A 22,998-nucleotide genomic window follows, 5' to 3' on the forward strand; every position below is an offset into this window, starting at 1 on the left:
TCAACGATGACGCGGGGTACCTGATACCCCGCGGCGCTTGGGCCACCATCGCGAGCAAGCTCGCTCCTACATTAGAGGAGCGTGCTCCTTACAGGTTCTCCAGGCACCCCGCCAGGTCATTGCCGAGCTTTTCCAGCACCTGCTCATACCCATGGGCCCCTGCCGGCGTATAACCACCCAGCGCATCCAGCTCGGCAAGCTTCACCGGTAACCCGCTCACCAGGGTTTCCGCCAGCCGCGGCCGCAACGGCGGCTCGCTGAATACACAGGTCTTGCCCACTTCCTGCAGGCGCGTACGCATCGCCGCCACGTGCTGGGCGCCCGGCTGCACTTCGGCGGCCACGCTGAACACGCCGGTGTGCTTGAGCCCATAGGCATCCTCGAAGTAATCGAAAGCCTCGTGGAAGACAAAGTACGGCTTGCCCGCCACACCCGCCAACCGCGCCTTCAACCGCACATCCAGGGCATCGAGCCGCTCACCGAAGGCCTTGACGTTGCTCTGGTAGCGCGCCGCGTTGGCCGGATCGGCCGCACTCAGGTCCGCCGCCATGCGCGCGGCAATCACCCGGGCATTGACCGTCGACAGCCACAGGTGCGCATCCAGGGTTCCCGGACGGTGATCGTGGTCATGTTCGTCGGCCTCTTCGGCATGGGAGTGGCTGTCTTCGGCGAACCGACGCAGCTTCATCCCCGCCAGGTCCTGCACCGCCACGGTCGGCAGGCTGCGGCCCTTGAGCACGCGGGGCAGGAAGCTTTCCATGTCCGGACCGATCCAGTAGAGCAGGTCCACCGACTGCACCTTGCGTACATCCGAAGGCCGCAACGCATAGTTGTGCGGCGAAGCCCCCGGCGGCAGCAGGACCTCGGGCATGTCCACGCCATCCTGCACGGCGGCGGCAATCAACTGGAGGGGCTTGATGCTGGTCAGCACGCTGACTTGCGCCTGAACCGGGGAAATCATCAACAAACTGGCACTGACAGCGACAAAAAAGGCAAAAAGACGGGGCACGATGAACACTCAAGGCGGCAGGAACAGGTAACATAATAACGTCTCTCACAAACGCCGTCGCCGCTCATGACCAAAACCCCTCTCGCCAGCCGCCCCCATGATCACTCCCATTGCGTGCACAGTGCGCTGTCCGACGCCGACGCCCTGTGCGCGCGCCAGGGCCTGCGCCTGACCGCCCTGCGGCGGCGGGTGCTGGAGCTGGTCTGGCAGAGCCACAAGCCGCTGGGCGCCTATGACATCCTCGCCGTACTGAGCGAGCAGGACGGCCGCCGCGCCGCGCCGCCGACCGTCTACCGCGCCCTGGACTTCCTGCTGGACAACGGCCTGGTCCATCGCATCGCCTCGCTCAACGCCTTTGTCGGTTGCAACCATCCGGAACACGCCCACCAGGGCCAGTTCCTGATCTGCCGCGAGTGCCATGCCGCCATCGAGCTGGAACAGAAGTCCATCAGCGACGCGATCGTCGGCAGCGCCCGGGAGGTCGGCTTCGCCGTCGAGGCCCAGACCGTCGAAGTGGTCGGTCTCTGCTCGGGTTGCCAGGGGGCCTGATGAGCACTGCGCTGATTCGCCTCGAACAGGTGGGTGTGACCTTTGCCGGGCAGAACGTGCTCGACAACATTCACCTGAGCGTCGAGCCCCGACAGATCGTCACCCTGATCGGCCCCAACGGTGCAGGCAAGACCACCCTGGTGCGCGCCGTGCTCGGCCTGCTCAAGCCGGATCGCGGCAGCGTCTGGCGCAAGCCGAAGCTGCGGGTCGGCTACATGCCGCAGAAACTCCACGTCGACCCGACCCTGCCGCTGTCGGTACTGCGCTTCCTGCGCCTGGTGCCGGGCGTCGACCGCGAGCGGGCCCTGGCGGCCCTGGGGGAAGTCGGCGCCGAACAGGTGATCGACAGCCCGGTGCAAAGCATCTCCGGCGGCGAAATGCAGCGCGTGCTGCTGGCCCGTGCCCTGTTGCGCGAACCGCAGCTGCTGGTGCTCGACGAGCCGGTGCAAGGCGTCGATGTCGCCGGCCAGGCCGAGCTCTACAGCCTGATCACCCGCCTGCGCGACCGTCACGGCTGCGGCGTGCTGATGGTCTCCCACGACCTGCACCTGGTGATGAGCACCACCGACCAGGTGGTCTGCCTCAATCGCCATGTCTGCTGCTCCGGTCACCCGGAGCAGGTCAGCGGCGATCCGGCCTTCGTCGAGCTGTTCGGGCAGAACGCCCAGAGCCTGGCGATCTATCACCACCACCATGACCACGCCCATGATCTGCACGGCGCGGTGGTCAGCGAGACGGCCCCGGCGGCCCACACTCACGTTCACGGAGAAAGCTGCAAGCATGGCTGATTTTCTGCTCTACGCCTTGCTGGCAGGCCTGGCCCTGGCCCTGGTGGCGGGCCCGCTGGGTTCGTTCGTGGTCTGGCGACGCATGGCCTATTTCGGCGACACCCTGTCCCACGCGGCGCTGCTCGGCGTGGCCCTGGGCTTTGTGCTGGACATCAGCCCGACCCTGGCGGTGACCGTCGGCTGCCTGCTGCTGGCGGTGCTGCTGGTCACCTTGCAACAGCGCCAGCCCCTGGCCTCCGACACCCTGCTGGGGATTCTCGCGCCGAGCACCTTGTCCCTCGGGCTGGTGGCGCTGAGTTTCATGCATGAAGTGCGTATCGACCTGATGGGTTACCTGTTCGGCGACCTGCTGGCGATCGGCACCCGCGATCTTTACTGGATCCTTGGCGGCAGTGCGGCGGTGCTGGTGCTGCTGGCCAGCCTCTGGCGCCCGCTGCTGGCCATCACCGTGCATGAAGAACTGGCCACCGTCGAAGGCCTGCCGGTGGCGGCGCTGCGCATGACCCTGATGCTGCTGATTGCCGTGGTGATCGCCGTGGCGATGAAGATCGTCGGCGTGCTGCTGATCACCTCCTTGCTGATCATCCCGGCCGCCGCCGCCCAGCGCCACGCCCGCTCGCCGGAGCAGATGGCCCTGGGCGCCAGCCTGCTCGGCATGCTCGCGGTGTGCGGCGGGCTGGCGCTATCCTGGTTCAAGGACACCCCGGCGGGACCGTCCATCGTGGTCACGGCCGCCGCCTTGTTTCTGCTGAGTTTTGTTCTGCCACGCAGAGGGGTGTAGACTTGCTCGTTTTTTGCGCAATTAGAGAGTCGCAGGAATGAAGCCGTTCGCCTCCCGTTATCTGCTCCTTGTTGCATTTTCCCTGCTGCTGGGCGCCTGCCAGAGCACCCCGGCGGTGGACACCGCGGAGCCCGACACCCGGGTCGCGGCCATCGCCGCGCTGGAGCAGAGCATCAGCCATAACGAACTGGACACCGCCGAGGACCAGTTGGGTGCCTTGCAGGCGCAGTCGCCGGACGATCCCCAGTGGGTGACCTACCAGCGGCAACTGGCCGAAGCCTATCTGCAACGCAGCCAGGTCGTGCTGCAAAAAGGCGACGTCAATGCCGCCGCCACGGCCCTGAGCCGCGCCCGGGCGCTGATGCCCAAGGCACCGGCCCTGACCGGTGGGGTCAACGGCGCGATTGCCCAGGCGCGCAAGGCCGAGCTGGAAAAGGCCGAGGCCGCGCTCAAGGCCGCCGAAAAGCCGAAGGCGCGCTTGATCGATCCGAGTGCCGAGAGCACCACGATTGCCCTGAACATCCGGGACATGGCGCAACTGCGCAAGCAGATGGATGCGCTGGCGGCGGACGTGGTGAATTACCAGTGCACGGTGACCTTCCAGGTGCCACGGACCGAGGATTACCCGTGGCTGGCGACCCTGCTGGAAAAGCGCGTGAAAAAACTCGATGCGGACTTTGAGCTGAAGATCGACAAGCAGATCGACCGGCAGGTGAAGGCGCAGGTGGTGTTGAGTCCGCGCAAGCCCTAGGTTCTGTACGAAAACTGCCTGCGCCCGCCGCTTGCTGTCCCCATGACCTCAAGCGGCGGGTGAAACATCATCCGAACCCGTGATTACAGCCCATCACGAAGTATCTCGATACGCCACCGTTGACGTGCATCGACAGCGTTTCTGTAGGTCGTGACCCAGTCCGGGCTGATCTGCGGTGAAACACCATTTTCGTTGGGCATGACATCGCCCGCCGAAGGCGCCCCGGGATAACTGGCCCAAGGAATATTGAACCGGTTAAAGGCATTGACCGGCACATCGTCGAAGGCCATCGAGCCATCCGGCTTTGCCGAGGGGCGCGTCCCCTGGACAAACAGCCGCCAGTCCAGATCATAGAGCGAATGAATCCTGTCGGCACGCCACTCCCATTGTTGGCGATTGTCGATACGACAGGTTTCAGTCAACAGTGCACCGGAGCGCTCCTGCAACGAGAGGCATTTTCCAGACTCCCGGTTTACATAACGACTTTCTGAATCGAGTCCCCATAGATGGCTTTTTTGCTGTGCATTGCACGCGGCCAGCGTCACCGTGCTCCCCGACTCGACCAGGCATCTTCCAGCACCGTCCTGAGAGCGGATGAGCACCGACATCTCTCGCGTCAGGTAAGGACTCGATAAATCCAGGACAAACTCACTGTTATACCCATAGTTGATCAACTCGCTGCGCTTCCTGATCTGGGTCCGATCCCGCCACCATTCATCCAGCTGAAGGTCATAGCCGGCACCGACTATCACTTTCGCATTGCCGCTGTAACTGCCCGGCAACTCCCAGACACTGTAGGTTTCCAAACTGGCCTGGCGCATCATCGGCGTCATGCGGCTCTCGGTCAGAATCGGCCCGTTCGCGGTGACCCTGTCAATCAACGCACTTCTGAGACGAGGGGCGATGGGGGCCTCCCAATGCGCGCCCCGGTTATTTGACGATGCCAACAACGAGTAGTCCTTGAAGCTGGTCGCCAGGGTTTTGCTATTGGTGTGCTCATAACTGGCACTCAGACTGAAAGGGGATTTGGCAACGTAGGTGGCCTTATCCGTCGCTCCGGGCCCGAACTCGGCACCTACCGAGCCACCGATAGTGAATCCACGGGTCTGTGTCTCGCTGTAACTGAACTCCGTTCGGCCATCACTCGGGGGAGCAAATTTCACCAGGCCCGGACCGGCACCGGCGGCCTCGACCACATGACTCACCCGATACGTCTGGGGCAGGTAGGAGGCCCAGAGATTCCTGACGCCGGGTATCGGTGTGACAATGCCATTTCTCGCCGATTTAATCGTCGTCGGCTTGGCTTTGACAATAATGAACTTCTTGTCTTGAGCACGCTGGGCACTTCGGATGATCTCGATATTGGCTAATGTCGATACTTCACCTCTCGGCCCCGTTCGAGACAAGTTGAAGGTCAAGCTCGGTACCGCCGTAAAGTCCGAAGCACTTGCTTGCGCCGGAGCGCCGGCAGGTTGATGTTCAGCCGCCCCCGGTAATGTTGCGGCGCCTTCTTCCGCCTCAGTGGCTGCATGCCCATCTTGCCCGGGCTGCCACTTCAGCACCTGTTCTTCGAGTGCGGCAACCTGTTCCCGCGTGCTCAAATCTTCGAAACCATGGACCTCTATCTGTGCGTTATTTTTTCGGTAAAACAGCGTATACCGCGAGGAACCGGAGATACCAAACAAAGCTGCAACCTGGCTCTTCAACTCGGCATTCTCACTGTCCATTTTCAGCAAAACGGGTATCTGCTCGGCAAACAGCTGGCCGACCTTGGCCTGCGCATGCTCATCCTGCGCAACGGCTGCAATATCCAGATAAGCCAGGGCAATACTGGTTCGTTGCCGCTCTATCTCCTCGGGCTCCAGGGCATCTGCCATCAGGCGTGACCAAGCGTCAAAAGTCTCCGGAAGCGCTTGTGCAGATGGCGGGCCGAACATCAGCAGTTTTTGCGAGGAGATAATATTCCGGGCGCCCGACGAGTCCATCGAACTATGACTGGCGGCTGCGATATTATGAATCGACAGGGCGAGCAACCCCATAACCATGGTCTTGAGTGGTTTCAATGCGATCACCTTATTTATTGTTTCCAAACTTATCGGAAACACGGAAATTCCGTGTCAAACAAATAAAACAACTAAGGCCATCCATTGCTTTCCGGCTAAACGCTCAATTCACAAATTTCAATCAGGAAATTTGCAACACCCGAAATAACAACATCCCCCCGGGAGCCGGATTAGTTAAAAGCCTACTTGAACGAAAATAACAAGTCTCGGGAAAAGCCTATTCAAAATATTAATTTCCGGAGACCGAATTGGATCCATCCCACATCAAAAAAACCTGAACCTCACATTAAAGAAACCTCCTACACAACACAGCACAATCGATGTAAACCCGTTATCCGTTGATGGGGAGACTACCAGCCAGTACCGCCAGAGTGGGATACCACCACTCGACGGCGCTCGGCGCGACGACCGCCACTGATCGAGATATGCCAAAATTGAAGGTAGAATGCGAAATAAATGCTAAGACGTCCTATACGGACAAGCTAAAATGCGCGCCCGGCTAACCGCTGACCTTTTTCCATTGCGCCCCACAAGGTTCGCTACGTGATCGAGTTTCATAACGTCCATAAAACCTACCGGGTCGCCGGTAAGGATATTCCCGCCCTGCACCCCACCAGCCTGCGGGTTGAGAGCGGCCAGGTGTTCGGCCTGATCGGTCATTCCGGCGCGGGTAAAAGTACCCTGCTGCGTCTGATCAATCGCCTGGAAGCCCCCAGCGGCGGCAAGATCATCGTCGACGACGAAGAGGTCACGGCGCTGGACGCCAACGGCCTGCGCCGTTTCCGCCAACAGGTCGGGATGATCTTCCAGCACTTCAACCTGCTGGCCTCCAAGACCGTGGCCGACAACGTCGCGCTGCCGCTGACCCTGGCCGGCGAGCTGTCGCGGCGCGAGATCGACCAGCGCGTCGCCGAGCTCCTGCAACGGGTCGGACTGAGCGACCACGCGAAGAAATACCCGGCCCAGCTGTCCGGCGGCCAGAAGCAGCGTGTCGGCATTGCCCGCGCCCTGGCGACCAAGCCGAAGATCCTGCTGTGCGACGAAGCCACCAGCGCCCTCGACCCGCAAACCACCGCGTCGGTCCTGCAACTGCTGGCCGAGATCAATCGCGAGCTGAAGCTGACCATCGTGCTGATCACCCATGAAATGGACGTGATCCGCCGGGTCTGCGACGTGGTCGGGGTGATGGACGCCGGCGTGATCGTCGAGCAGGGTCCGGTGGCCGAAGTGTTCCTGCATCCCAAGCACCCGACCACCCGCCGCTTCGTCCAGGAGGACGAGCAGATCGACGAGAACGAGCAGCGCGACGACTTCGCCCATGTGCCGGGGCGCATCGTGCGCCTGACCTTCCAGGGCGACGCCACCTACGCGCCGCTGCTGGGCACCGTCGCCCGTGAAACCGGGGTGGACTACAGCATCCTGGCCGGGCGCATCGACCGCATCAAGGACACCCCCTATGGGCAACTGACGCTCGCCATCACCGGCGGCGACCTGGACGCCGCCTTCGCGCGCTTCACCGCCGCCGACGTCCATATGGAGGTACTGCGCTGATGGACCTGTTTCTGAATTTCTTCGCCAACATCGACTGGTCGGATATCTGGGAAGCCACCGGCGACACCATGCTGATGCTCGGTACCTCGCTGGTGTTCACCATACTGCTGGGCCTGCCGCTGGGGATCCTGCTGTTCCTGTGCAGCCCGCGCCAGTTGCTGGAGCAGAAGGCCACCTACTCGATCCTGGCCTTCGTGGTGAACGTGGTGCGCTCGCTGCCGTTCATCATCCTGCTGATCGTGATGATTCCGTTCACCGTGCTCCTCACTGGCACCTCCCTGGGGGTGGCCGGAGCCATTCCGCCGCTGGTGGTGGGCGCCGCGCCGTTCTTCGCGCGGTTGGTGGAAACCGCGCTGCGCGAGGTCGACCGGGGCATTATCGAAGCGACCCAGGCGATGGGCGCGACCACCCGCCAGATCATTCTGAACGCGCTGTTGCCGGAAGCCCGTCCGGGTATTCTCGCGGCGATTACCGTGACCGCGATTACCCTGGTGAGCTATACCGCCATGGCCGGCGTGGTCGGCGCCGGCGGTCTCGGCGACCTGGCCATCCGCTATGGTTACCAACGCTTCCAGACCGACGTCATGGTGGTCACGGTGGTCATGCTGATCGTCCTGGTCCAGGTGCTGCAGACCATCGGCGACCGGCTGGTGGTGCATTTCTCCCGCAAGTAGACCTCGCTTTTGCAACTGAATCAGCCGGCCCCAGGCCGGCAGGTGCCGGAACCGGCGCCCTCACATGGAGTCATTCGATGAAAAAACTGATCGCTGCCTTTGCCGCCGTCGCGGCCTTCTCGGCCCACGCCGCGGAAACCCTGACCGTGGCGGCCACGCCGGTTCCCCACGCGGAAATCCTCGAGTTCGTCAAACCGGTACTGGCCAAAGAGGGCGTGGACCTGAAGGTCAAGGTCTTCACCGACTACGTGCAACCGAACGTGCAAGTGTCCGAAAAGCACCTGGACGCCAACTTCTTCCAGCACCAGCCGTACCTGGATGAGTTCAACAAGGCCAAGGGCACTCATCTGGTCAACGTTGCCGGTGTGCACGTCGAGCCGCTGGGCGCCTACTCCAGCAAGTACAAGAAACTCGAAGACCTGCCAGGCGGCGCCAACGTGGTGATCCCGAACGACGCCACCAACGGCGGCCGCGCCCTGTTGCTGCTGCAGAAAGCCGGTCTGATCAAGCTCAAGGATGCCAACAACATCCTGTCGACACCGAAGGACATCGTCGAGAACACCAAGGACCTGAAGATCCGCGAACTGGAAGCCGCCACCCTGCCGCGCGTGCTGACCCAGGTCGACCTGGCCCTGATCAACACCAACTATGCCCTGGAAGCCAAGCTGGACCCGTCCAAGGATGCGCTGATCATCGAGGGTAAAGACTCGCCGTACGTGAACATCCTGGTGACCCGCGAGGACAACAAGGATTCGGACGCGGTGAAGAAGCTGGTAGCGGCGCTGCACAGCCCTGAAGTGAAAGCGTTCATTGTCGAGAAGTACAAGGGCGCGATCGTTCCAGCGTTCTAAGCCTCCACGACGACCCTGTAGGAGCCGGCTTGCCGGCGATGGCGTCCGCCAGGCCGATGCAAGGCTCACTGGCCTCATCGCCGGCAAGCCGGCTCCCACAAGGTTTGTATCGTTCGCGAGGAGTCGGGCCATCCGCTACACCGGCTGGCGCAGACACTCCAGCAGGCAATCCAGCGCCGGCTGGCGCTGGGCGCGACGCAACACCGCGATCAACTGCCGCTCGAAGGTCAACTCACCCAGCTCGATCACCCGCAACTGATCCGCCCGCTGCAACCACAACCCCGCCCGGGGCACCAACGACACCCCAAGCCCGCATTCCACCATCCGCGCAATGGCTTCGAGCTCATCCAGCTCCAGCGCATCGTGCACCTGTATCCGCTGCTCGCGCAGAAACTGACTGACCAGGCGCCCACCGAACGATCCCCGGTCATAGCGCACGAACGGCTGCTCGGCGAGTAATTGCAGCGGATCATCGCCCGGCAGGTGCAGGGGTGCGATCAGCACAAAGGCCTCGCTGGCCAGGGGAATTTCCAGCAACTCCTTGGGCAGCTCGAACGGGGGCTTGATCAGCAGCGCCAGGTCCAGCTCACCGGCATCCACCTGGCTCAACAGATTGAGCGAGACACCCGGCACCAGCTTCAACTCCACCCGTGGCGCCGCCTGGCGAAAGCGCGGCAAGGCCTGCGGCAACAAGCCGGTCTGCACGGTGGCAATGGCGCCGATACGCAACTCGCCCTGCCACTCGGCGGCCGTCGTCGACAGGGCCATCTGCCCGTACAAGGCGAGGATCTGCTCGGCCAGGGGCAACGCATGGCGACCCGCCGCATTCAGCACGGCGGCACGTCCACTGCGGTCGAACAGGCGCACGCCGAGGTTCTGCTCCAGCACCCGCATTTGCGCACTGACCGCCGACTGGGTCAGCCCCACCTGCTGGCCGGCCGCGACAAAGGTGCCTTCGCGGGCAACACGGATAAAGGTCTTGAGTTCACGGAGCATGGGACTCACCTAGCAAAAATATTCGGGCTCGGAAGCAAGAATATGCGCTTTTCAGCAAAATAATCGTCTCTACACTGAAGGCTCCTTCCCCAAGCCTGGTACCCGACATGGCGCTTTCACCGTTTCACCTGGCAATCCCGGTCCATGACCTGGCCGCGGCCCGACATTTCTATGGCGAGGTTTTTGCCTGCCCGGAGGGACGCAGCAGCGATCACTGGGTGGACTTCGACTTCTTCGGCCACCAGTTGGTGATTCACTATCAGGCCAGGACGGCGGCCCAGGAGCAGGCACTGAGCAACCCGGTGGACGGCCACGACGTGCCGGTGCCGCATTTCGGCGTGGTGCTGGAGTGGGCGGCCTGGGAAGCCCTGGCGGAGCGCCTGAAGGCGAGGGGCACAGGGTTCGTGATCGAACCCTACGTGCGCTTCAAGGGGCAGGTGGGCGAACAGGCGACCATGTTCCTGTTCGACCCCTGCGGCAATGCCCTGGAGTTCAAGGCCTTCAAGGATATCGGGCAGATGTTTGCCAAATAACGGAACACCCCGATATCGCCCCTGTGGGAGCCGGCTTGCTGGCGATGGCGACCGTAAGGACGCTGCAAGACTCACGGGCCTCATCGCCGGCAAGCCAGCTCCTACAAGGATTCGGCGGTGTCAGAGAAACCTGGGTTATTGGCGCTTGAGCAATTCCGGCAACTGCGCCACCAGTTTCTGGTTGTTCAACGGCGCGCGGATAAAGCCGCGCTGGGTGCCGTCCGGCCCGACTATCGCCAGGTTGCCGCTATGGTCGACCGTGTAGTTGGGCTTGCTGGTATCCGCCGGAATGAACGGAATGCTCAGCGCATTGGCGACCTTCTGCAGGTCGTCGATCGAACCCGCCGTCAGCCCCCTGAAGTCGGGGTCGAAATACCCCAGGTACTGCTTGAGCTGCTGCGGCGTATCGCGGTTCGGGTCCACGCTCACCAGGATCACCTGCAACTGGCCCAGCGCGTCCTTGGGCAATTCGCTCTTGATCTGGCGCAACTGGGCGAGGGTGGTCGGGCAGATGTCCGGGCAGAAGGTATAGCCGAAGAACAGCAGGCTCCACTTGCCCTTGAACTCGTCGACCTGCACAGCCTGGCCGTTCTGGTCGGTCATCTTCACCCCCGGCAGCGAACGGCTCTGGGGCAGCAGGATAATCCCCGCATCGATCATCGCCGTGGGCTCGCCCTGGCGCTGGTTATGAATCACCTTGTTGACCGTCAACCCCACGATCAGGGCCACCACGGCGACGAGCATAAAAACGGTTTTCTGAATTCGAGTCATAGGCTCAACAATAGATAGTGATCGACAAGCAGCGCGATAAACAGCAGGAACAAGTAGTAGATAGAGTACTTGAAGGTGCCGATCGCCGCATGCGCCTGACTGCCACGGTACAGCACCCACGCCCAGTGCAGGAAGCGCACCCCCAGGGCCGTGGCGCAGGCCAGGTAGAGCAGGCCGCTCATGTGGATCACGAACGGCAGCAGGCTGACGGCCAGCAGGACAAAAGCGTAGAGCAGGATATGCACCTTGGTGTAATGCTCGCCATGGGTCACCGGCAGCATCGGGATATCCGCCTTGGCGTACTCTTCCTTGCGGTGGATGGCCAGCGCCCAGAAGTGCGGTGGGGTCCAGGCGAAGATGATCAGCACCAGCAACAGCGGTTCGGCGCTGACATGGCCGGTGGCCGCGACCCAGCCCAGCAACGGCGGCGCCGCCCCGGCCAGGCCGCCGATCACGATGTTCTGCGGCGTGGCGCGCTTGAGAAAGCCGGTGTAGATCACCGCGTAACCGAGCAGCGAAGCCAGGGTCAACCAGGCCGTCAGCGGGTTGGTGAAGCCCAGCAGCAAGGCCTGCCCCGACACGGCGAGAATCAGCGCGAAGCTCAGCGCCGCCATGGGCGACACCCGTCCCTGCGCCAGCGGTCGCTTGTGGGTACGGGCCATCAGCGCATCGATGCGCCGATCCACCACATGGTTGACCACCGCCGCGCCGCCGGCACACAGGCCGATGCCCAGGTTGCCGAACACCAGCACCCTCCAGGGCACGCCGGCCCGGGTCGCGAGAAACATGCCCACCAGCGAGGTGATGAGCATCAGCACCACCACCTTGGGCTTGGTCAGCTCCAGGTAGTCGCGCCAGAGGGCCTGGGCCTGACGCTCACCGATTATGGCCGCCACGGCAGTTCTCCCTTGATCGTGATGGGCGCGTGGACCGCTTTGATCGGGCTCAGGCGCCAGCGGGCCGGCGCTTGCCCCCGCACCCGGACCAGCGCGGTACGCGCGTGGTAGTTGATCAGTACCAGCGTCAGCAGCAAGGCCGCGCCGCCGCCGGTGTGCGCCACGGCCACCGGCAGCGGCAGATGGAAGTACACGTTGCTCAGGCCCAGGCTGATCTGTGCCGCCAGCACCAGCAGCAGCAAACCCGCGAGCCGGGTCATGCCCACCGCCCGCAGTTGCCAGGCCAGGCCCAGCAGCACCAGGGTCACCAGCAGGGCACCGACGCGGTGGGTCAGGTGAATCGCCGTGCGTGCCTCGCTGTCGAGCTGGCCGCCCAGGTAATTGGGGCCGATCTGCTGGGTCAGGTGAAAACCGTTGGCGAAATCCGCGTTCGGCCACCATTGCCCGTGGCAGGTCGGCAGGTCGATGCAGGCCACCGCCGCATAATTGGAACTGACCCAACCGCCGAGGGCGATCTGCAGGATCACCAGCAACAACCCGGCCGTGGCCCAGCGCTGCAAGCGCCTGGGCACCGCCAACGCCGGCAGCACGCCGGACAGGCGCAACGTCAACAGGAACAGCAGGCTCAAGGTGGCCAAGCCGCCGAGCAGGTGCGCCGTCACCACCTGGGGCCAGAGCTTGAGCGTCACCGTCCACATGCCGAAGGCCGCCTGGGCGAAGACCACGCCCAGCAGGAACAACGGCAACTTCAGCGGTTGCCCGTCACGCCGACGCTCATGCCAGGAACGCGCGGCCAGCAGCACGACCAGCAGTCCCAGGGTCCCGGCAAAATAGCGATGGACCATCTCGTTCCAGCCCTTGTGGGCTTGCACCGGGGCATCGGGAAAATGCAGCTCGGCATGGGCCAGCTGGGCTTCGCTCTTGGGCACGCTGATAAAGCCGTAGCAGCCCGGCCAGTCGGGACAGCCCAGGCCGGCGTGGGTCAGGCGGGTGTAGGCCCCCAACAGGACGACGATCAGCGCCAGCAAGGTGGCGAACAACGCAAGGCGAAATCCAGGCTTGGCCATGACGATGCCCTCATCCGATATTCGACAGTTTCAGCAGTTGCACCAGGTCGTTGAGCAGGTCCTTGCCCTTGACCCGGGCGTCGTAGCGCAGCACCAGGTTGCCGTGGGGATCGACGATCCATAGCTGTGCCGCGCCATTGCCCTGGGTCTCCCGAGTATAGGTCGCAAGATCCAGCGGGTAGCGTTGCAACTGCGGGTACTCACGCTTGAGCCTGGCGTCGTAGGCCGTATCCAGGGGTTGCGCGGTCGCCAGGGCATGGCAGGCCCGGGAAGCATCGCGCCCCAGGGCGATCTGGATCTGCCGCGCCAGGTAGACCAGTTGCTGGCAGTCCGGCCCACAGTCCTGCGGCGCCGTCACCAGCATCTGCCAGCGCTGCTCGTCGGCCTGCACACCGATGTCGGCGCGGCTCTGCCCGTTGCCGATCAACTCACCGTGATAATTGCGGCTCTCCGGCACCCAGAACTGCAGCTTGTACATGCCGGTGGCGAGGATCATCGGGCCGATCACCACCAGCAGGATCAGGATCAGTTGCCAGCGGCCCCGCCCGCGTCGTGGCGGGCTCGGGACTTCAGCTGTGTCGAGTGGATTCATGGCCGCTCCCATGGTGTTGCTCCCTTGCGTTATGCCATCCGAGGTAGAGATAAAGGCCGAACAGCGCCAGTGCCATGGCGAACCACTGCACGGCATAGGCCACATGCTTTTCCGGCCCCATGCCTTCGGACACCACCGGCCAGCCGGCCTCGTAGGCCGCCGGACCGGACTCCTGGCGCAGTTCGTAGTGGAAACCCGTGTGCCCCAGTTCCGTCCAGAGCTTGTCCGGCTCGATCGCGGTCACCAGCCGCGGCCAGCTCGCATTGGCCGGGTCGGCGCCCAACTGGAAGGTCGCGCCGGGCGAGACATACACCCAGGCACCGATCTCCAGCTGTTTCGTGGGGGTGCTGAACACCGGCGGCGTGCGCCGATCCGGCCAGGGCAGCCAGCCCCGGTTGACCAGCAGCCACAGGTCGCTGGCCTCGTCGTGGAACGGCTGCAACAGCTCCACGCCGACCCGGTCGCCACGCATGCGGTTATCCAGCAGGTAGCTGTGTTCGGCGTCGAACCGGCCGCTCAGCAGCACCCGCCGGAACGCCGGATCGGGCAGGGCTTGCAGCTGGTCGGCGGCCACCGGTTCGGCCGTGCGCCGCTGTGCATGGTTCTCCAGCAGCACGCGTTTCTGCTCGCTGCGACTCAGTTGCCAGAAGCCCAGGCAGACCAGCAACGGCAACAGCACGAGCACCACCAACGTCGGTGCGATGCCAGGGCGGAAGCGCCTCATGGCCGCGCCCCGGCGGCGGGTATTCGACTCGCTATACTCAATTGCATGCGCATCTCCCCCGGAGTCTCACCATGCTGAAAGCGGCGATTGTCCTGATGCTGTTGGCCACGCTGGCCAGCCTGTTCAGCGGCCTGTTCTTCCTGGTGAAGGACGACGCCCACTCCAAGCGCCTGGTCAATGCCCTCACCGTCCGCGTGACGCTTGCCGTGATCACCCTGGCCTTGATCAGTTGGGGCTTCTTCAGCGGCCAACTGGTGTCCTCGGCGCCCTGGTAGGACCCAGGGCCCGGCAAGGCTCAGAGCACGTAGACGAAAACGAACAGGCAGATCCAGACCACGTCGACGAAGTGCCAATACCAACTGGCCGCTTCAAAGCCGAATTGATGCTCGGCATTGAAGTGCCCGCGCATGACCCGCATCAGCATCACGAACAGGATCAGGGTGCCGATGGTCACGTGGGCACCGTGGAAACCGGTGAGCATGAAGAAGGTCGCCCCATAGATGCCCGAGCCCAGGGTCAACCCCAGTTCGTGATAGGCGTGGATGTATTCCTTGGCCTGGAAGCTGAGGAACCCCAGCCCCAGCAGTATGGTGAACGCCAGCCAGAGCTTGAGAGCGCCGCGATGGCCGTTCTTCAGGGCATGGTGGGCGATGGTCACGGTGACGCTGGAACTGACCAGCAGCACGGTATTGAGCAGCGGCAGCCCCCAGGGGCTGATGGTTTCCTTCGGCCCCGGAAAGATTTTCGGATCGGGGTTGTGCAGCAATGGCCAGGCGTTCTGGAAGTCCGGCCAGAGCAGATGGGTGATGACCCCCTTCGCCCCACCGTCGCCGGCCAGCCAGGGCACGGACAGGTTGCGCACGTAGAACAGCGCGCCGAAGAAGGCGATGAAGAACATCACCTCGGAAAAGATGAACCAGCTCATGCCCCAGCGGAACGAACGGTCCATCTGCGCACTGTAGAGCCCGGAGCGACTCTCCTTGATCACCGTGCCGAACCAGCCGAAGAGCATATAGGCCAGCAGCAGCCCACCGACGAAGAAAATCAGCGGGCCATGGGAATCCGGGCGCGCCGCCTTCAGGTCGTTGAACCAGGTGCCCAGGCCGAACATCGTGATCAGCATGCCCGTCGTGGCAATGATCGGCCACTTGCTCTGGGCCGGTACGTAATAGTGCTCATGAGTCGCCATTTATTGTTCTCCTTATCGGGCCCGCAAAAGGTCCTACCCGCCCGTACGCGCCACGGGCGGGTTGCGGGCGGTGATGTCGAACAGCGTGTAAGCCAGCGTCAGGTGCTTCACATCCCTGGGCATGTCGCGGTCAACGATGAAACGTACCGGCATCTCGATCCGCTGCCCGGGCTGCAGGGTCTGCTGGGTGAAGCAGAAGCATTCGGTCTTGTGGAAATACACCGCCACGTTCGCCGGTGAAATGCTCGGGATCGCCTGGGCCTTCATCACCTGGTCGGTGGGGTTGTAGGCCACGAAGAGCATCTCGTTGACGGCACCGGGGTGAACATCGAGCCGGTCGGCCTTGGGATGGAACTCCCAGACCATGTCGGCGGCATTGCTCGACAGGAACTGCACGCCGACCTGCCGCGACAGGTCGACCACCTGCTCGCCTTCATACTGCCCGGCGGTCTTGCCGTTGATCCCGAAGGCCTTGCACATCACGTCATAGAGCGGCACCAGGGCAAAACCGAAGGCGAACATCGCTACCACCACCAGCAACAGGCGCGTGACCAGGCGTTTGAGCGAGATCGAGTCGGCCATGGTCTATTTCACTTCCGGCGGCGTGGTGAAGGTGTGATACGGCGCCGGTGACGGAATGCTCCACTCCAGGCCCTCCGCGCCATCCCACGGCTTGGCCGGGGCCGGCGGGCCGCTGCGGATGCACTTGATGACGATGAACAGGAACAGCAACTGCGTCACCCCGAACATGAAGCCGCCGATCGACGAGACCATGTTGAAGTTGGCGAACTGCAGGTTGTAGTCCGGCACCCGCCGCGGCATCCCGGCCAGGCCGACGAAGTGCATCGGGAAGAAGGTCAGGTTCATGCCGATGAACGACAGCCAGAAGTGCAGCTTGCCGAGGGTTTCGTCGTACATGTGTCCGGTCCACTTCGGCAGCCAGTAGTAGGTGGACGCGAAGATCCCGAAGATCGCCCCCGGCACCAGCACGTAGTGGAAATGCGCCACCACGAAATAGGTGCCGTGGTACTGGAAGTCCGCCGGCGCCATCGCCAGCATCAGCCCGGAGAAACCGCCGATGCTGAACAGGATGACGAAGGCCACCGCAAACAGCATGGGTGTCTCGAAGGTCAGCGAGCCCTGCCACATGGTGCTGACCCAGTTGAACACCTTCACCCCGGTCGGCACCGCGATCAGCATGGTCGCGTACATGTAGAACAGCTCACCGACCAGGGGAATGCCGACCACGAACATGTGGTGCCCCCAGACGATGAACGAGAGGAAGGCGATACTGGCCGTGGCGTAGACCATCGAGGTGTAGCCGAACAGCGGCTTGCGGGAAAACGCCGGGATGATCGCACTGACCGCGCCGAACGCCGGCAGGATCATGATGTACACCTCGGGATGGCCGAAGAACCAGAACACGTGCTGGAACAGCACCGGATCACCGCCACCGGCGGCGTTGAAGAAGCTGGTGCCGAAATGGATGTCCATCAGCATCATGGTCACGCAGCCCGCCAGCACCGGCATCACGGCAATCAGCAGGAACGCGGTGATCAGCCAGGTCCAGACGAACAGCGGCATCTTCATCAGGGTCATGCCCGGCGCACGCAGGTTGAGAATGGTCGAGATCACGTTGATCGCGCCCATGATCGAACTGATGCCCATCATGTGGATGGCGAAGATGAAGAAGGTCACGCTCTCGGGACCGTAGGTCGTCGACAGCGGCGCATAGAAGGTCCAGCCGAAGTTCGGCCCGCCGCCGGGCATGAACAGGGTCGAGACCATCAGCGCGAACGCCGCCGGCAACAGCCAGAAACTGAAGTTGTTCATCCGCGGCAAGGCCATGTCCGGCGCGCCGATCATCAGCGGGATCATCCAGTTGGCCAGGCCGACGAAGGCCGGCATCACCGCGCCGAAGACCATCACCAGGCCGTGCATGGTGGTCATCTGGTTGAAGAACGCCGGTTCGACGATGTGCAGCCCCGGCTGGAACAGCTCGGCGCGGATCACCATGGCGAAGGAGCCGCCAAGCAGGAACATGGCGAAGCTGAACCACAGGTACAGCGTGCCGATGTCCTTGTGGTTGGTGGTCAGCACCCAGCGCATCAGGCCCCTGGCGGGACCATGGGTGGCGTGCTCATCGTGGCCGACATGGCCGTGGTCGTCGATCACTCCACTCATGTCCTCTCTCCTGCTGACAGGGGGAACAGCTGGGTCCAGGGCCACAGGCCCCGACCGGTTCGGCGAACCTGCAATGGAGCTGTCTATTTCGGAGCTGTTCATTTGCCCTCCGTCTGCTTCAGAGCCAGGACTTCCTTGGGTGTGACCATGTCGCCCTTGTCGTTGCCCCAGGCATTGCGTTCATAGGTCACGACAGAGGCGATATCGACTTCCGACAACTGTTTGCCGAAGGCCGCCATGGCGGTACCCGGCTTGCCGAAGAACACCCGGTGCAGGTGGTCCTCCTTGGGACCGGTGACGAGCTTCGAGCCCTTGAGCGCCGGGAACATCGGCGGCAGGCCCTGGCCCTCGGCCTGGTGACAGGCCACGCAGGTGGTGTGGTAGATCTTGTCGCCGCGCTCCTTGAGTTCGTCGAGGGTCCACTCCTTGCTGGTCAGCTCCTTGAGCTTGGCGGCGTCGGCCTTGCGATCGGCCAGCCAGCTGTCGTAGTCGGCCTTGGCGCGGACGTCGACCACCACCGGCATGAAGCCGTGGTCCTTGCCGCACAGTTCGGAGCATTGCCCACGGTAGATGCCGGGCTTGTCGACCCGGGTCCAGGCTTCGTTGAAGAAGCCCGGGATGGCATCGCGCTTGACGGCGAAGGCCGGCACCCACCAGGAATGGATCACGTCGGCGGAGGTCACCAGGAAACGCACCTTGGCGCCCACCGGCAACACCAGCGGCTGGTCGACTTCCAGCAGGTAGTTTTCGCCCTTGGGCGCCAGGTTATGCATCTGATCGGCGGGGGTGGACAGGTTGCTGAAGAACTCGACATCCTGGCCCAGGTACTTGTAGTGCCATTTCCATTGATAGCCGGTGACCTGGATATCGACATCCGACTCGCTGGTGTCGTACATCTTGATCAGCGTCGCGGTCGCGGGAACCGCCATGACCACCAGGATCAGGAAAGGGACGATGGTCCAGAGGATTTCGACGGTGGTGCTCTCATGGAACTTGGCCGCCACCTGGCCCGTGGAGCGTCGGTGCAGGATCATCGACCAGAACATCGCGCCGAACACGATGACCCCGATCACCACACAGATCCAGAAAATGGTCATGTGCAGATCGAAGATCTCGTGACTGACTTCCGTCGCTCCAGGCGTCATATTCACGTCCCAGGCCGCCTGCGCCCGGCTGAATATCGACCACAACAGGAGGCCCATCCAGACTCGTGGATGTCGCATCATTGCGGGTTCCCCTTATCGTTCTTGTTATCCCGCCGGCGTTCACCTGCGGCCAAGGGAATGGTCGTACTGCGTAAGCGGACCATTCGGCCTGGCCTGCAACGGCAGCCGGGCGAAATCAGCTGACTCCATACAAAACCGAGTATAGACAGCGACCGGGAGCGCGCCATGCGATCTGGGAAATGAACTGGAAGCGGCCTTGAAAAGGGCTGCAGGCCTCGGATTACCTGGGGTAGGCCAGAGGCAATGGCAAATCGATATAACCCATGCATATAAGCATGAAATAATTATTACAAATGCATCTGAACATCTTTTATAACCCAGCTACTTTGTATTCTCCCTTTTTCCCTTTGTCGTACCCCCCTGGAGTTTTCATGAACACCGCCGCATTGCGCGAGCAGATTCAACGTGCCCACCAACACGAGGCCGCCAGCGGCCAACTGACCCGTCAACTCGAGATTCAATTGCCGCACCTTCACCCCGCCATACAACTGCCGGATGTCGACGCAAAAGGTGTACTGACGCGGTTTGTCAAAGCCTATATCGACCTGGTTCCCGACTTGCTGGATGCGGCCAATGAGGTGGCGCGCGAAGCCGGTATCGAATCGCAGATCAAGCCGGTGCTGACCATCGCCGAGCAGTTTTTCCTGCAACCCCCGGCGATCCTGGAAGGGCATGTCGGGCTCGACGGCCTGCTGGACGAAGCCTATCTGGCCCACCGCCTGGTGGAGGAGGTCAACGACCTGTACATCAAGCATTTCGGCCAGCCGCTGATTCCCTCGGACATCACCGTGGCCAACCTGATCGCCCACCAGTTGATCGGCGAGACGTTCGCCAACCAGCTGGATGAAGCGGTGCATCACGCGGTCGATGAGATGCTCGACGAAGAGAGCTTTGCCCTGGAGTCGGTGGAAGCCTATCGCGACCGCCTGTACAGCCCGGACACCGAGGCGGCGTGGAAACGCTGGCCGTGCCTGTCGCGCCAACTGGGCGTGGGCCTGGAGCTCGAACAGCCCGGCGCTTGAGCCGGCTGTGCAATTGATCGCGGTCGAACGCGATCCCCTGTAGGAGCTGGCTTGTCGGGACGCCGCATCGCAGCGATGAGGCCCTTGAGTCCTGTGCTGTCCATCCGGACGCCATCGCCGGCAAGCCGGCTCCTACAAGTTTTGCGGCGCTTTCACGGTCGCAATCAGGCCGTGGCGGAACCGACACCCGAAGTGGTCCGCAGCCGCCCCTCCAGGCGCCGTTTCAACCCGTGGGACTCGATCACCAACCGCGAGCCCTTGGCCCCGTTGGCGCGGCCCCATTCCTCCAGCAGTTCCAGGCACGAGTGGTCGATGTAGCTCAGGTTGCCCAGCGGCACATGCACCACCGTGCCCGCCGGAATCGTCGACAGCACCCGGGTCAGCGCCGGCACCTTGAGGAAGGTTGCCGCCCCCACCAACCGCAGCTCCATCTCGCCCTCACCGGGCAGGTCCACCAGGCTGATTTTCAAGCGCGAGGCTTTCCAGGCCAGCTTCGCCAGGGTCAGGCCGAAACCGATCAACACCCCCGTCAGCAGGTTGGTCAAGACAATGGCCGAGGCCGTGGCCACATAGGTCAGCATCGGCATGCGCCCGTAGCGACCGAGGCCGCGAAAGGCCTTGAGATCCACCAGCTTGATGCCCGTATACACCAGCACGCCCGCCAGGCTCGCCACCGGAATGCTTTGCAGCACGCCGGACAGCAGCAGCACGAAGGCCAGCAGCCACAGGCCATGGAACATGGCTGACAGACGAGTGCGGGCACCGGCCTGGACGTTGGCCGAGCTGCGCACGATCACGCCGGTCATGGGCAGCGCCCCGAGCAAGCCGCACAGCATATTGCCCACGCCCTGCGCCGACAGCTCGCGGTCGAAGTCCGAGCGCTGGCCGTCGTGCATGCGGTCCACGGCGGCGGCCGACAGCAGGGTTTCGGCGCTGGCGATAAAGGCCACGGCAAAGGCCGCGACCAGCACACCGGGATCGGCCAGGTTGAGCAGGTCGGCGGGGCGCAGCCAGTCGATGGCCTCGGCCAGGTTGGCCGGAACCTCCACGCGCTTGACCGACAGGGCCAGCGCCAGGCTCGCCAGGGTCGCCAGCCCCACGCCGAGCAGTGCGCCCGGTACAAAGCGCAAGACGTGGGGTTTGCGCTTGTCCCATAGCCACATCACCAGCATCGTCGCCAGGCCCAGCGCACCGGCCTGCCAGCCGCCCCCTTCGCCGGACAGCGACAGGGCCCGACCCAGGGCCGCGGGAAAGCCCAGCAGGTTGCCCAGTCCCGAGGGCCGGGGCGAACCGTCGAGCATCACATGGACCTGGGACAGCACGATCAACACACCGATACCGGCGAGCATCCCGTAGACCACCGCCGGCGCGGTCACCCGGAACCAGCAGCCCAGGCGCAGGCGACCGGCCAGCAGTTGCAGCAGGCCGGCCAGCAACAGGATCGGCCCGAGCATGGCCATGCCGTGCTGGCGCACCAGTTCGAACACCAGCACCGCCAGGCCCGCGGCCGGACCGCTGACCTGCAACGGCGACCCCGCCAGCCAGCCCACCACCAGCCCGCCGATGATGCCGGTGATCAGCCCCTTGGCCGGCGGCATGCCGGAGGCAATGGCGATCCCCATGCACAGCGGCAGGGCCACCAGGAATACCACCACCGAAGCCAACAGCTCCCGTGGCAAAAGCGCTTTCAATTGCGCAGCACGCATGATGAATCTCCTGAGGATTTCTTCAGGCATGGCAAAGCCCGACCGCTCTGACGCCGGTCGTGGCTGAACCTGATGGATTGGGGAGGCTTCAGGTGTTAGAAGCGGGCCTTGGGTGTCGCACTGGGGATCGGATGAGTGCCATCGAGTGGCAGGAAGCAGCTCCGATCAGCGTCGTAGGCTTTGATTTCGCTGGTTTCGATGTTGTAGACCCAGCCATGGATAAACAGGTGACCGTTGGCCATGCGCGAGGCCACCGAGGGATGCGTGCGCAAGTGCTGCAACTGGGCAATGACGTTTTCTTCGGTCAGCACGTGCATGCTTTCGTTTTCGTTGGCGCAGTTGCAGTTCTCATGGACCATGGTCTTCGCCACTTCCGCATGGCGCAGCCAGGCCTTGACCGTGGGCATCTTTTCCAGGCTGTCGGGGTTGAGCACCGCGCGCATGGCACCGCAATCCGAATGCCCGCAGACGATGATGTGCTGCACGCCCAGGGCCAGCACCGCGTACTCGATGGCGGTCGAGACGCCGCCGTTCATTTGCCCATAGGGCGGCACCACGTTGCCGACATTGCGGGTCACAAACAGGTCGCCGGGGGCGCTTTGGGTAATGAGTTCGGGCACGATCCGCGAGTCGGCGCAGGTGATGAACATCGCCCGGGGACTCTGGGCCGTGGCAAGTTTCTTGAACAGCTCTTCCTGCTGCGGAAAGATTTCACGGTGAAAATGCAGGAAGCCATCGACGATATGCTGCAGCGCCGCATCGGCACTTTCCGAGCCGGGAAGCCCTGAAGCCGACGCAGCTGACGGCTGTTTATCCTTGTCACTCATGATTCATCCTCTTTTCTGACGGATTTAAGGGGATTTTCCTGATTTGGCTCGCTCACGGCCAGCACTCATCAGATCAATGCGTCCGATTCCTTGAACGCCACCTGTACGAAACAGGCCGCTTCACCCTAGCCGTGATAACTTAACTCAAGCTGAATCAAAGGCTCTAGGACGTACGTTCCAGAAGGTTCCTACGCTGCTTACCCCAGAGTATAGGTGCAGGCTAAACGCCACCAAACGACCTGGGGCCG

24 protein-coding genes are annotated in these 22,998 nt (G+C 63.0%); 10 read left to right on the forward strand and 14 right to left on the reverse strand.

The window, feature by feature from the left end; genetic code table 11:
• Window positions 1-88: 88 nt before the first annotated feature.
• Window positions 89-1,009 (reverse strand): zinc ABC transporter substrate-binding protein ZnuA, encoded by a 921-nt coding sequence (locus UCMB321_RS00165; RefSeq protein WP_040062879.1) that lies wholly within the window; start codon window positions 1,007-1,009, stop codon window positions 89-91.
• Between the two features lie 66 nt (window positions 1,010-1,075).
• On the opposite strand from UCMB321_RS00165, the gene zur reads away from it, so the two are divergent.
• From zur to UCMB321_RS00185, 4 genes are read left to right on the forward strand one after another with little or no spacing between them, the layout of a single operon-like run.
• Complete coding sequence (gene zur / locus UCMB321_RS00170; RefSeq protein ID WP_040062881.1) at window positions 1,076-1,558, forward strand: zinc uptake transcriptional repressor Zur; 483 nt, start codon at window positions 1,076-1,078, stop codon at window positions 1,556-1,558.
• The gene (znuC, locus tag UCMB321_RS00175; RefSeq protein ID WP_040062882.1) at window positions 1,558-2,346 is read left to right on the forward strand and encodes a zinc ABC transporter ATP-binding protein ZnuC; all 789 of its coding nucleotides are present in this window, start codon (window positions 1,558-1,560) and stop codon (window positions 2,344-2,346) included. Before zur ends, znuC begins: the two co-directional genes overlap by 1 nt.
• Window positions 2,339-3,127, forward strand: a complete 789-nt coding sequence (znuB, locus tag UCMB321_RS00180) for a zinc ABC transporter permease subunit ZnuB (protein WP_040062884.1) — start codon at window positions 2,339-2,341, stop codon at window positions 3,125-3,127. Before znuC ends, znuB begins: the two co-directional genes overlap by 8 nt.
• A gap of 37 nt (window positions 3,128-3,164) precedes the next feature.
• Entirely contained in the window at window positions 3,165-3,878 is a 714-nt protein-coding gene (locus UCMB321_RS00185; protein WP_040062887.1) for a PA5502 family lipoprotein, read from the forward strand.
• Between the two features lie 83 nt (window positions 3,879-3,961).
• Here UCMB321_RS00185 and UCMB321_RS00190 read toward each other — a convergent pair whose 3' ends face one another.
• Window positions 3,962-5,941 carry a ricin-type beta-trefoil lectin domain protein gene (locus tag UCMB321_RS00190; RefSeq protein ID WP_157015830.1) on the reverse strand — a complete coding sequence of 660 codons (1,980 nt, stop codon included), beginning with the start codon at window positions 5,939-5,941 and terminating at the stop codon, window positions 3,962-3,964.
• A 543-nt stretch (window positions 5,942-6,484) separates the two neighbouring features.
• On the opposite strand from UCMB321_RS00190, the gene UCMB321_RS00195 reads away from it, so the two are divergent.
• The 3 genes from UCMB321_RS00195 (at window position 6,485) to UCMB321_RS00205 (ending at window position 9,017) form a co-directional block, all read left to right on the forward strand.
• Window positions 6,485-7,492, forward strand: coding sequence for a methionine ABC transporter ATP-binding protein (locus tag UCMB321_RS00195; RefSeq protein ID WP_040062890.1), 1,008 nt, complete (start codon window positions 6,485-6,487; stop codon window positions 7,490-7,492).
• Window positions 7,492-8,166 (forward strand): methionine ABC transporter permease, encoded by a 675-nt coding sequence (locus UCMB321_RS00200; protein ID WP_040062892.1) that lies wholly within the window; start codon window positions 7,492-7,494, stop codon window positions 8,164-8,166. The genes UCMB321_RS00195 and UCMB321_RS00200 overlap by 1 nt, the downstream gene beginning before the upstream one ends.
• A gap of 77 nt (window positions 8,167-8,243) precedes the next feature.
• Window positions 8,244-9,017, forward strand: coding sequence for a MetQ/NlpA family ABC transporter substrate-binding protein (locus UCMB321_RS00205; protein WP_040062894.1), 774 nt, complete (start codon window positions 8,244-8,246; stop codon window positions 9,015-9,017).
• Between the two features lie 135 nt (window positions 9,018-9,152).
• Here UCMB321_RS00205 and UCMB321_RS00210 read toward each other — a convergent pair whose 3' ends face one another.
• A complete protein-coding gene (locus UCMB321_RS00210) occupies window positions 9,153-10,013 on the reverse strand; it encodes a LysR family transcriptional regulator (RefSeq protein WP_040062896.1) in 861 nt (286 codons plus the stop codon).
• 107 nt (window positions 10,014-10,120) lie between these two features.
• On the opposite strand from UCMB321_RS00210, the gene UCMB321_RS00215 reads away from it, so the two are divergent.
• Window positions 10,121-10,546, forward strand: coding sequence for a VOC family protein (locus UCMB321_RS00215; RefSeq protein ID WP_040062898.1), 426 nt, complete (start codon window positions 10,121-10,123; stop codon window positions 10,544-10,546).
• A 135-nt stretch (window positions 10,547-10,681) separates the two neighbouring features.
• Here UCMB321_RS00215 and UCMB321_RS00220 read toward each other — a convergent pair whose 3' ends face one another.
• The 5 genes from UCMB321_RS00220 to UCMB321_RS00240 are packed head-to-tail and all read right to left on the reverse strand — an operon-like array spanning window position 10,682 to window position 14,596.
• The gene (locus tag UCMB321_RS00220; RefSeq protein ID WP_040062901.1) at window positions 10,682-11,317 is read right to left on the reverse strand and encodes an SCO family protein; all 636 of its coding nucleotides are present in this window, start codon (window positions 11,315-11,317) and stop codon (window positions 10,682-10,684) included.
• Window positions 11,314-12,213, reverse strand: coding sequence for a heme o synthase (cyoE, locus tag UCMB321_RS00225; protein WP_040062903.1), 900 nt, complete (start codon window positions 12,211-12,213; stop codon window positions 11,314-11,316). The genes UCMB321_RS00220 and cyoE overlap by 4 nt, the downstream gene beginning before the upstream one ends.
• Window positions 12,201-13,280 carry a COX15/CtaA family protein gene (locus UCMB321_RS00230; protein WP_040062904.1) on the reverse strand — a complete coding sequence of 360 codons (1,080 nt, stop codon included), beginning with the start codon at window positions 13,278-13,280 and terminating at the stop codon, window positions 12,201-12,203. Before UCMB321_RS00230 ends, cyoE begins: the two co-directional genes overlap by 13 nt.
• A 10-nt stretch (window positions 13,281-13,290) precedes the next feature.
• Complete coding sequence (locus UCMB321_RS00235; RefSeq protein WP_040062906.1) at window positions 13,291-13,884, reverse strand: hypothetical protein; 594 nt, start codon at window positions 13,882-13,884, stop codon at window positions 13,291-13,293.
• Window positions 13,850-14,596: an SURF1 family protein gene (locus UCMB321_RS00240; protein WP_040062907.1), complete on the reverse strand. Its 747-nt coding sequence runs from the start codon at window positions 14,594-14,596 to the stop codon at window positions 13,850-13,852. The genes UCMB321_RS00235 and UCMB321_RS00240 overlap by 35 nt, the downstream gene beginning before the upstream one ends.
• A 71-nt stretch (window positions 14,597-14,667) precedes the next feature.
• On the opposite strand from UCMB321_RS00240, the gene UCMB321_RS00245 reads away from it, so the two are divergent.
• The gene (locus UCMB321_RS00245; RefSeq protein ID WP_040062909.1) at window positions 14,668-14,871 is read left to right on the forward strand and encodes a twin transmembrane helix small protein; all 204 of its coding nucleotides are present in this window, start codon (window positions 14,668-14,670) and stop codon (window positions 14,869-14,871) included.
• A gap of 20 nt (window positions 14,872-14,891) precedes the next feature.
• Here UCMB321_RS00245 and UCMB321_RS00250 read toward each other — a convergent pair whose 3' ends face one another.
• From UCMB321_RS00250 to coxB, 4 genes are all read right to left on the reverse strand, one after another.
• Window positions 14,892-15,785: a cytochrome c oxidase subunit 3 gene (locus tag UCMB321_RS00250; RefSeq protein ID WP_040062911.1), complete on the reverse strand. Its 894-nt coding sequence runs from the start codon at window positions 15,783-15,785 to the stop codon at window positions 14,892-14,894.
• A 33-nt stretch (window positions 15,786-15,818) separates the two neighbouring features.
• Entirely contained in the window at window positions 15,819-16,367 is a 549-nt protein-coding gene (locus UCMB321_RS00255) for a cytochrome c oxidase assembly protein (RefSeq protein ID WP_040062913.1), read from the reverse strand.
• A gap of 3 nt (window positions 16,368-16,370) precedes the next feature.
• Window positions 16,371-17,969 (reverse strand): cytochrome c oxidase subunit I, encoded by a 1,599-nt coding sequence (gene ctaD / locus UCMB321_RS00260; RefSeq protein ID WP_040062914.1) that lies wholly within the window; start codon window positions 17,967-17,969, stop codon window positions 16,371-16,373.
• A 98-nt stretch (window positions 17,970-18,067) separates the two neighbouring features.
• Window positions 18,068-19,195, reverse strand: coding sequence for a cytochrome c oxidase subunit II (gene coxB, locus UCMB321_RS00265; RefSeq protein WP_040062917.1), 1,128 nt, complete (start codon window positions 19,193-19,195; stop codon window positions 18,068-18,070).
• A 371-nt stretch (window positions 19,196-19,566) separates the two neighbouring features.
• Here coxB and UCMB321_RS00270 point away from each other — a divergent pair, with 371 nt between their 5' ends.
• Complete coding sequence (locus tag UCMB321_RS00270) at window positions 19,567-20,217, forward strand: hypothetical protein (protein WP_040062919.1); 651 nt, start codon at window positions 19,567-19,569, stop codon at window positions 20,215-20,217.
• A gap of 164 nt (window positions 20,218-20,381) precedes the next feature.
• On the opposite strand, the gene UCMB321_RS00275 is transcribed toward UCMB321_RS00270, so the two are convergent.
• Together UCMB321_RS00275 and UCMB321_RS00280 are read right to left on the reverse strand one after the other, a co-directional pair.
• Window positions 20,382-21,923, reverse strand: coding sequence for a SulP family inorganic anion transporter (locus UCMB321_RS00275; RefSeq protein ID WP_040062921.1), 1,542 nt, complete (start codon window positions 21,921-21,923; stop codon window positions 20,382-20,384).
• A gap of 95 nt (window positions 21,924-22,018) precedes the next feature.
• Window positions 22,019-22,750 carry a carbonic anhydrase gene (locus UCMB321_RS00280; protein ID WP_040062923.1) on the reverse strand — a complete coding sequence of 244 codons (732 nt, stop codon included), beginning with the start codon at window positions 22,748-22,750 and terminating at the stop codon, window positions 22,019-22,021.
• Window positions 22,751-22,998 lie beyond the last annotated feature (248 nt).

Origin of the sequence: Pseudomonas batumici (assembly GCF_000820515.1) — a bacterium.
GTDB lineage: Bacteria > Pseudomonadota > Gammaproteobacteria > Pseudomonadales > Pseudomonadaceae > Aquipseudomonas > Aquipseudomonas batumici.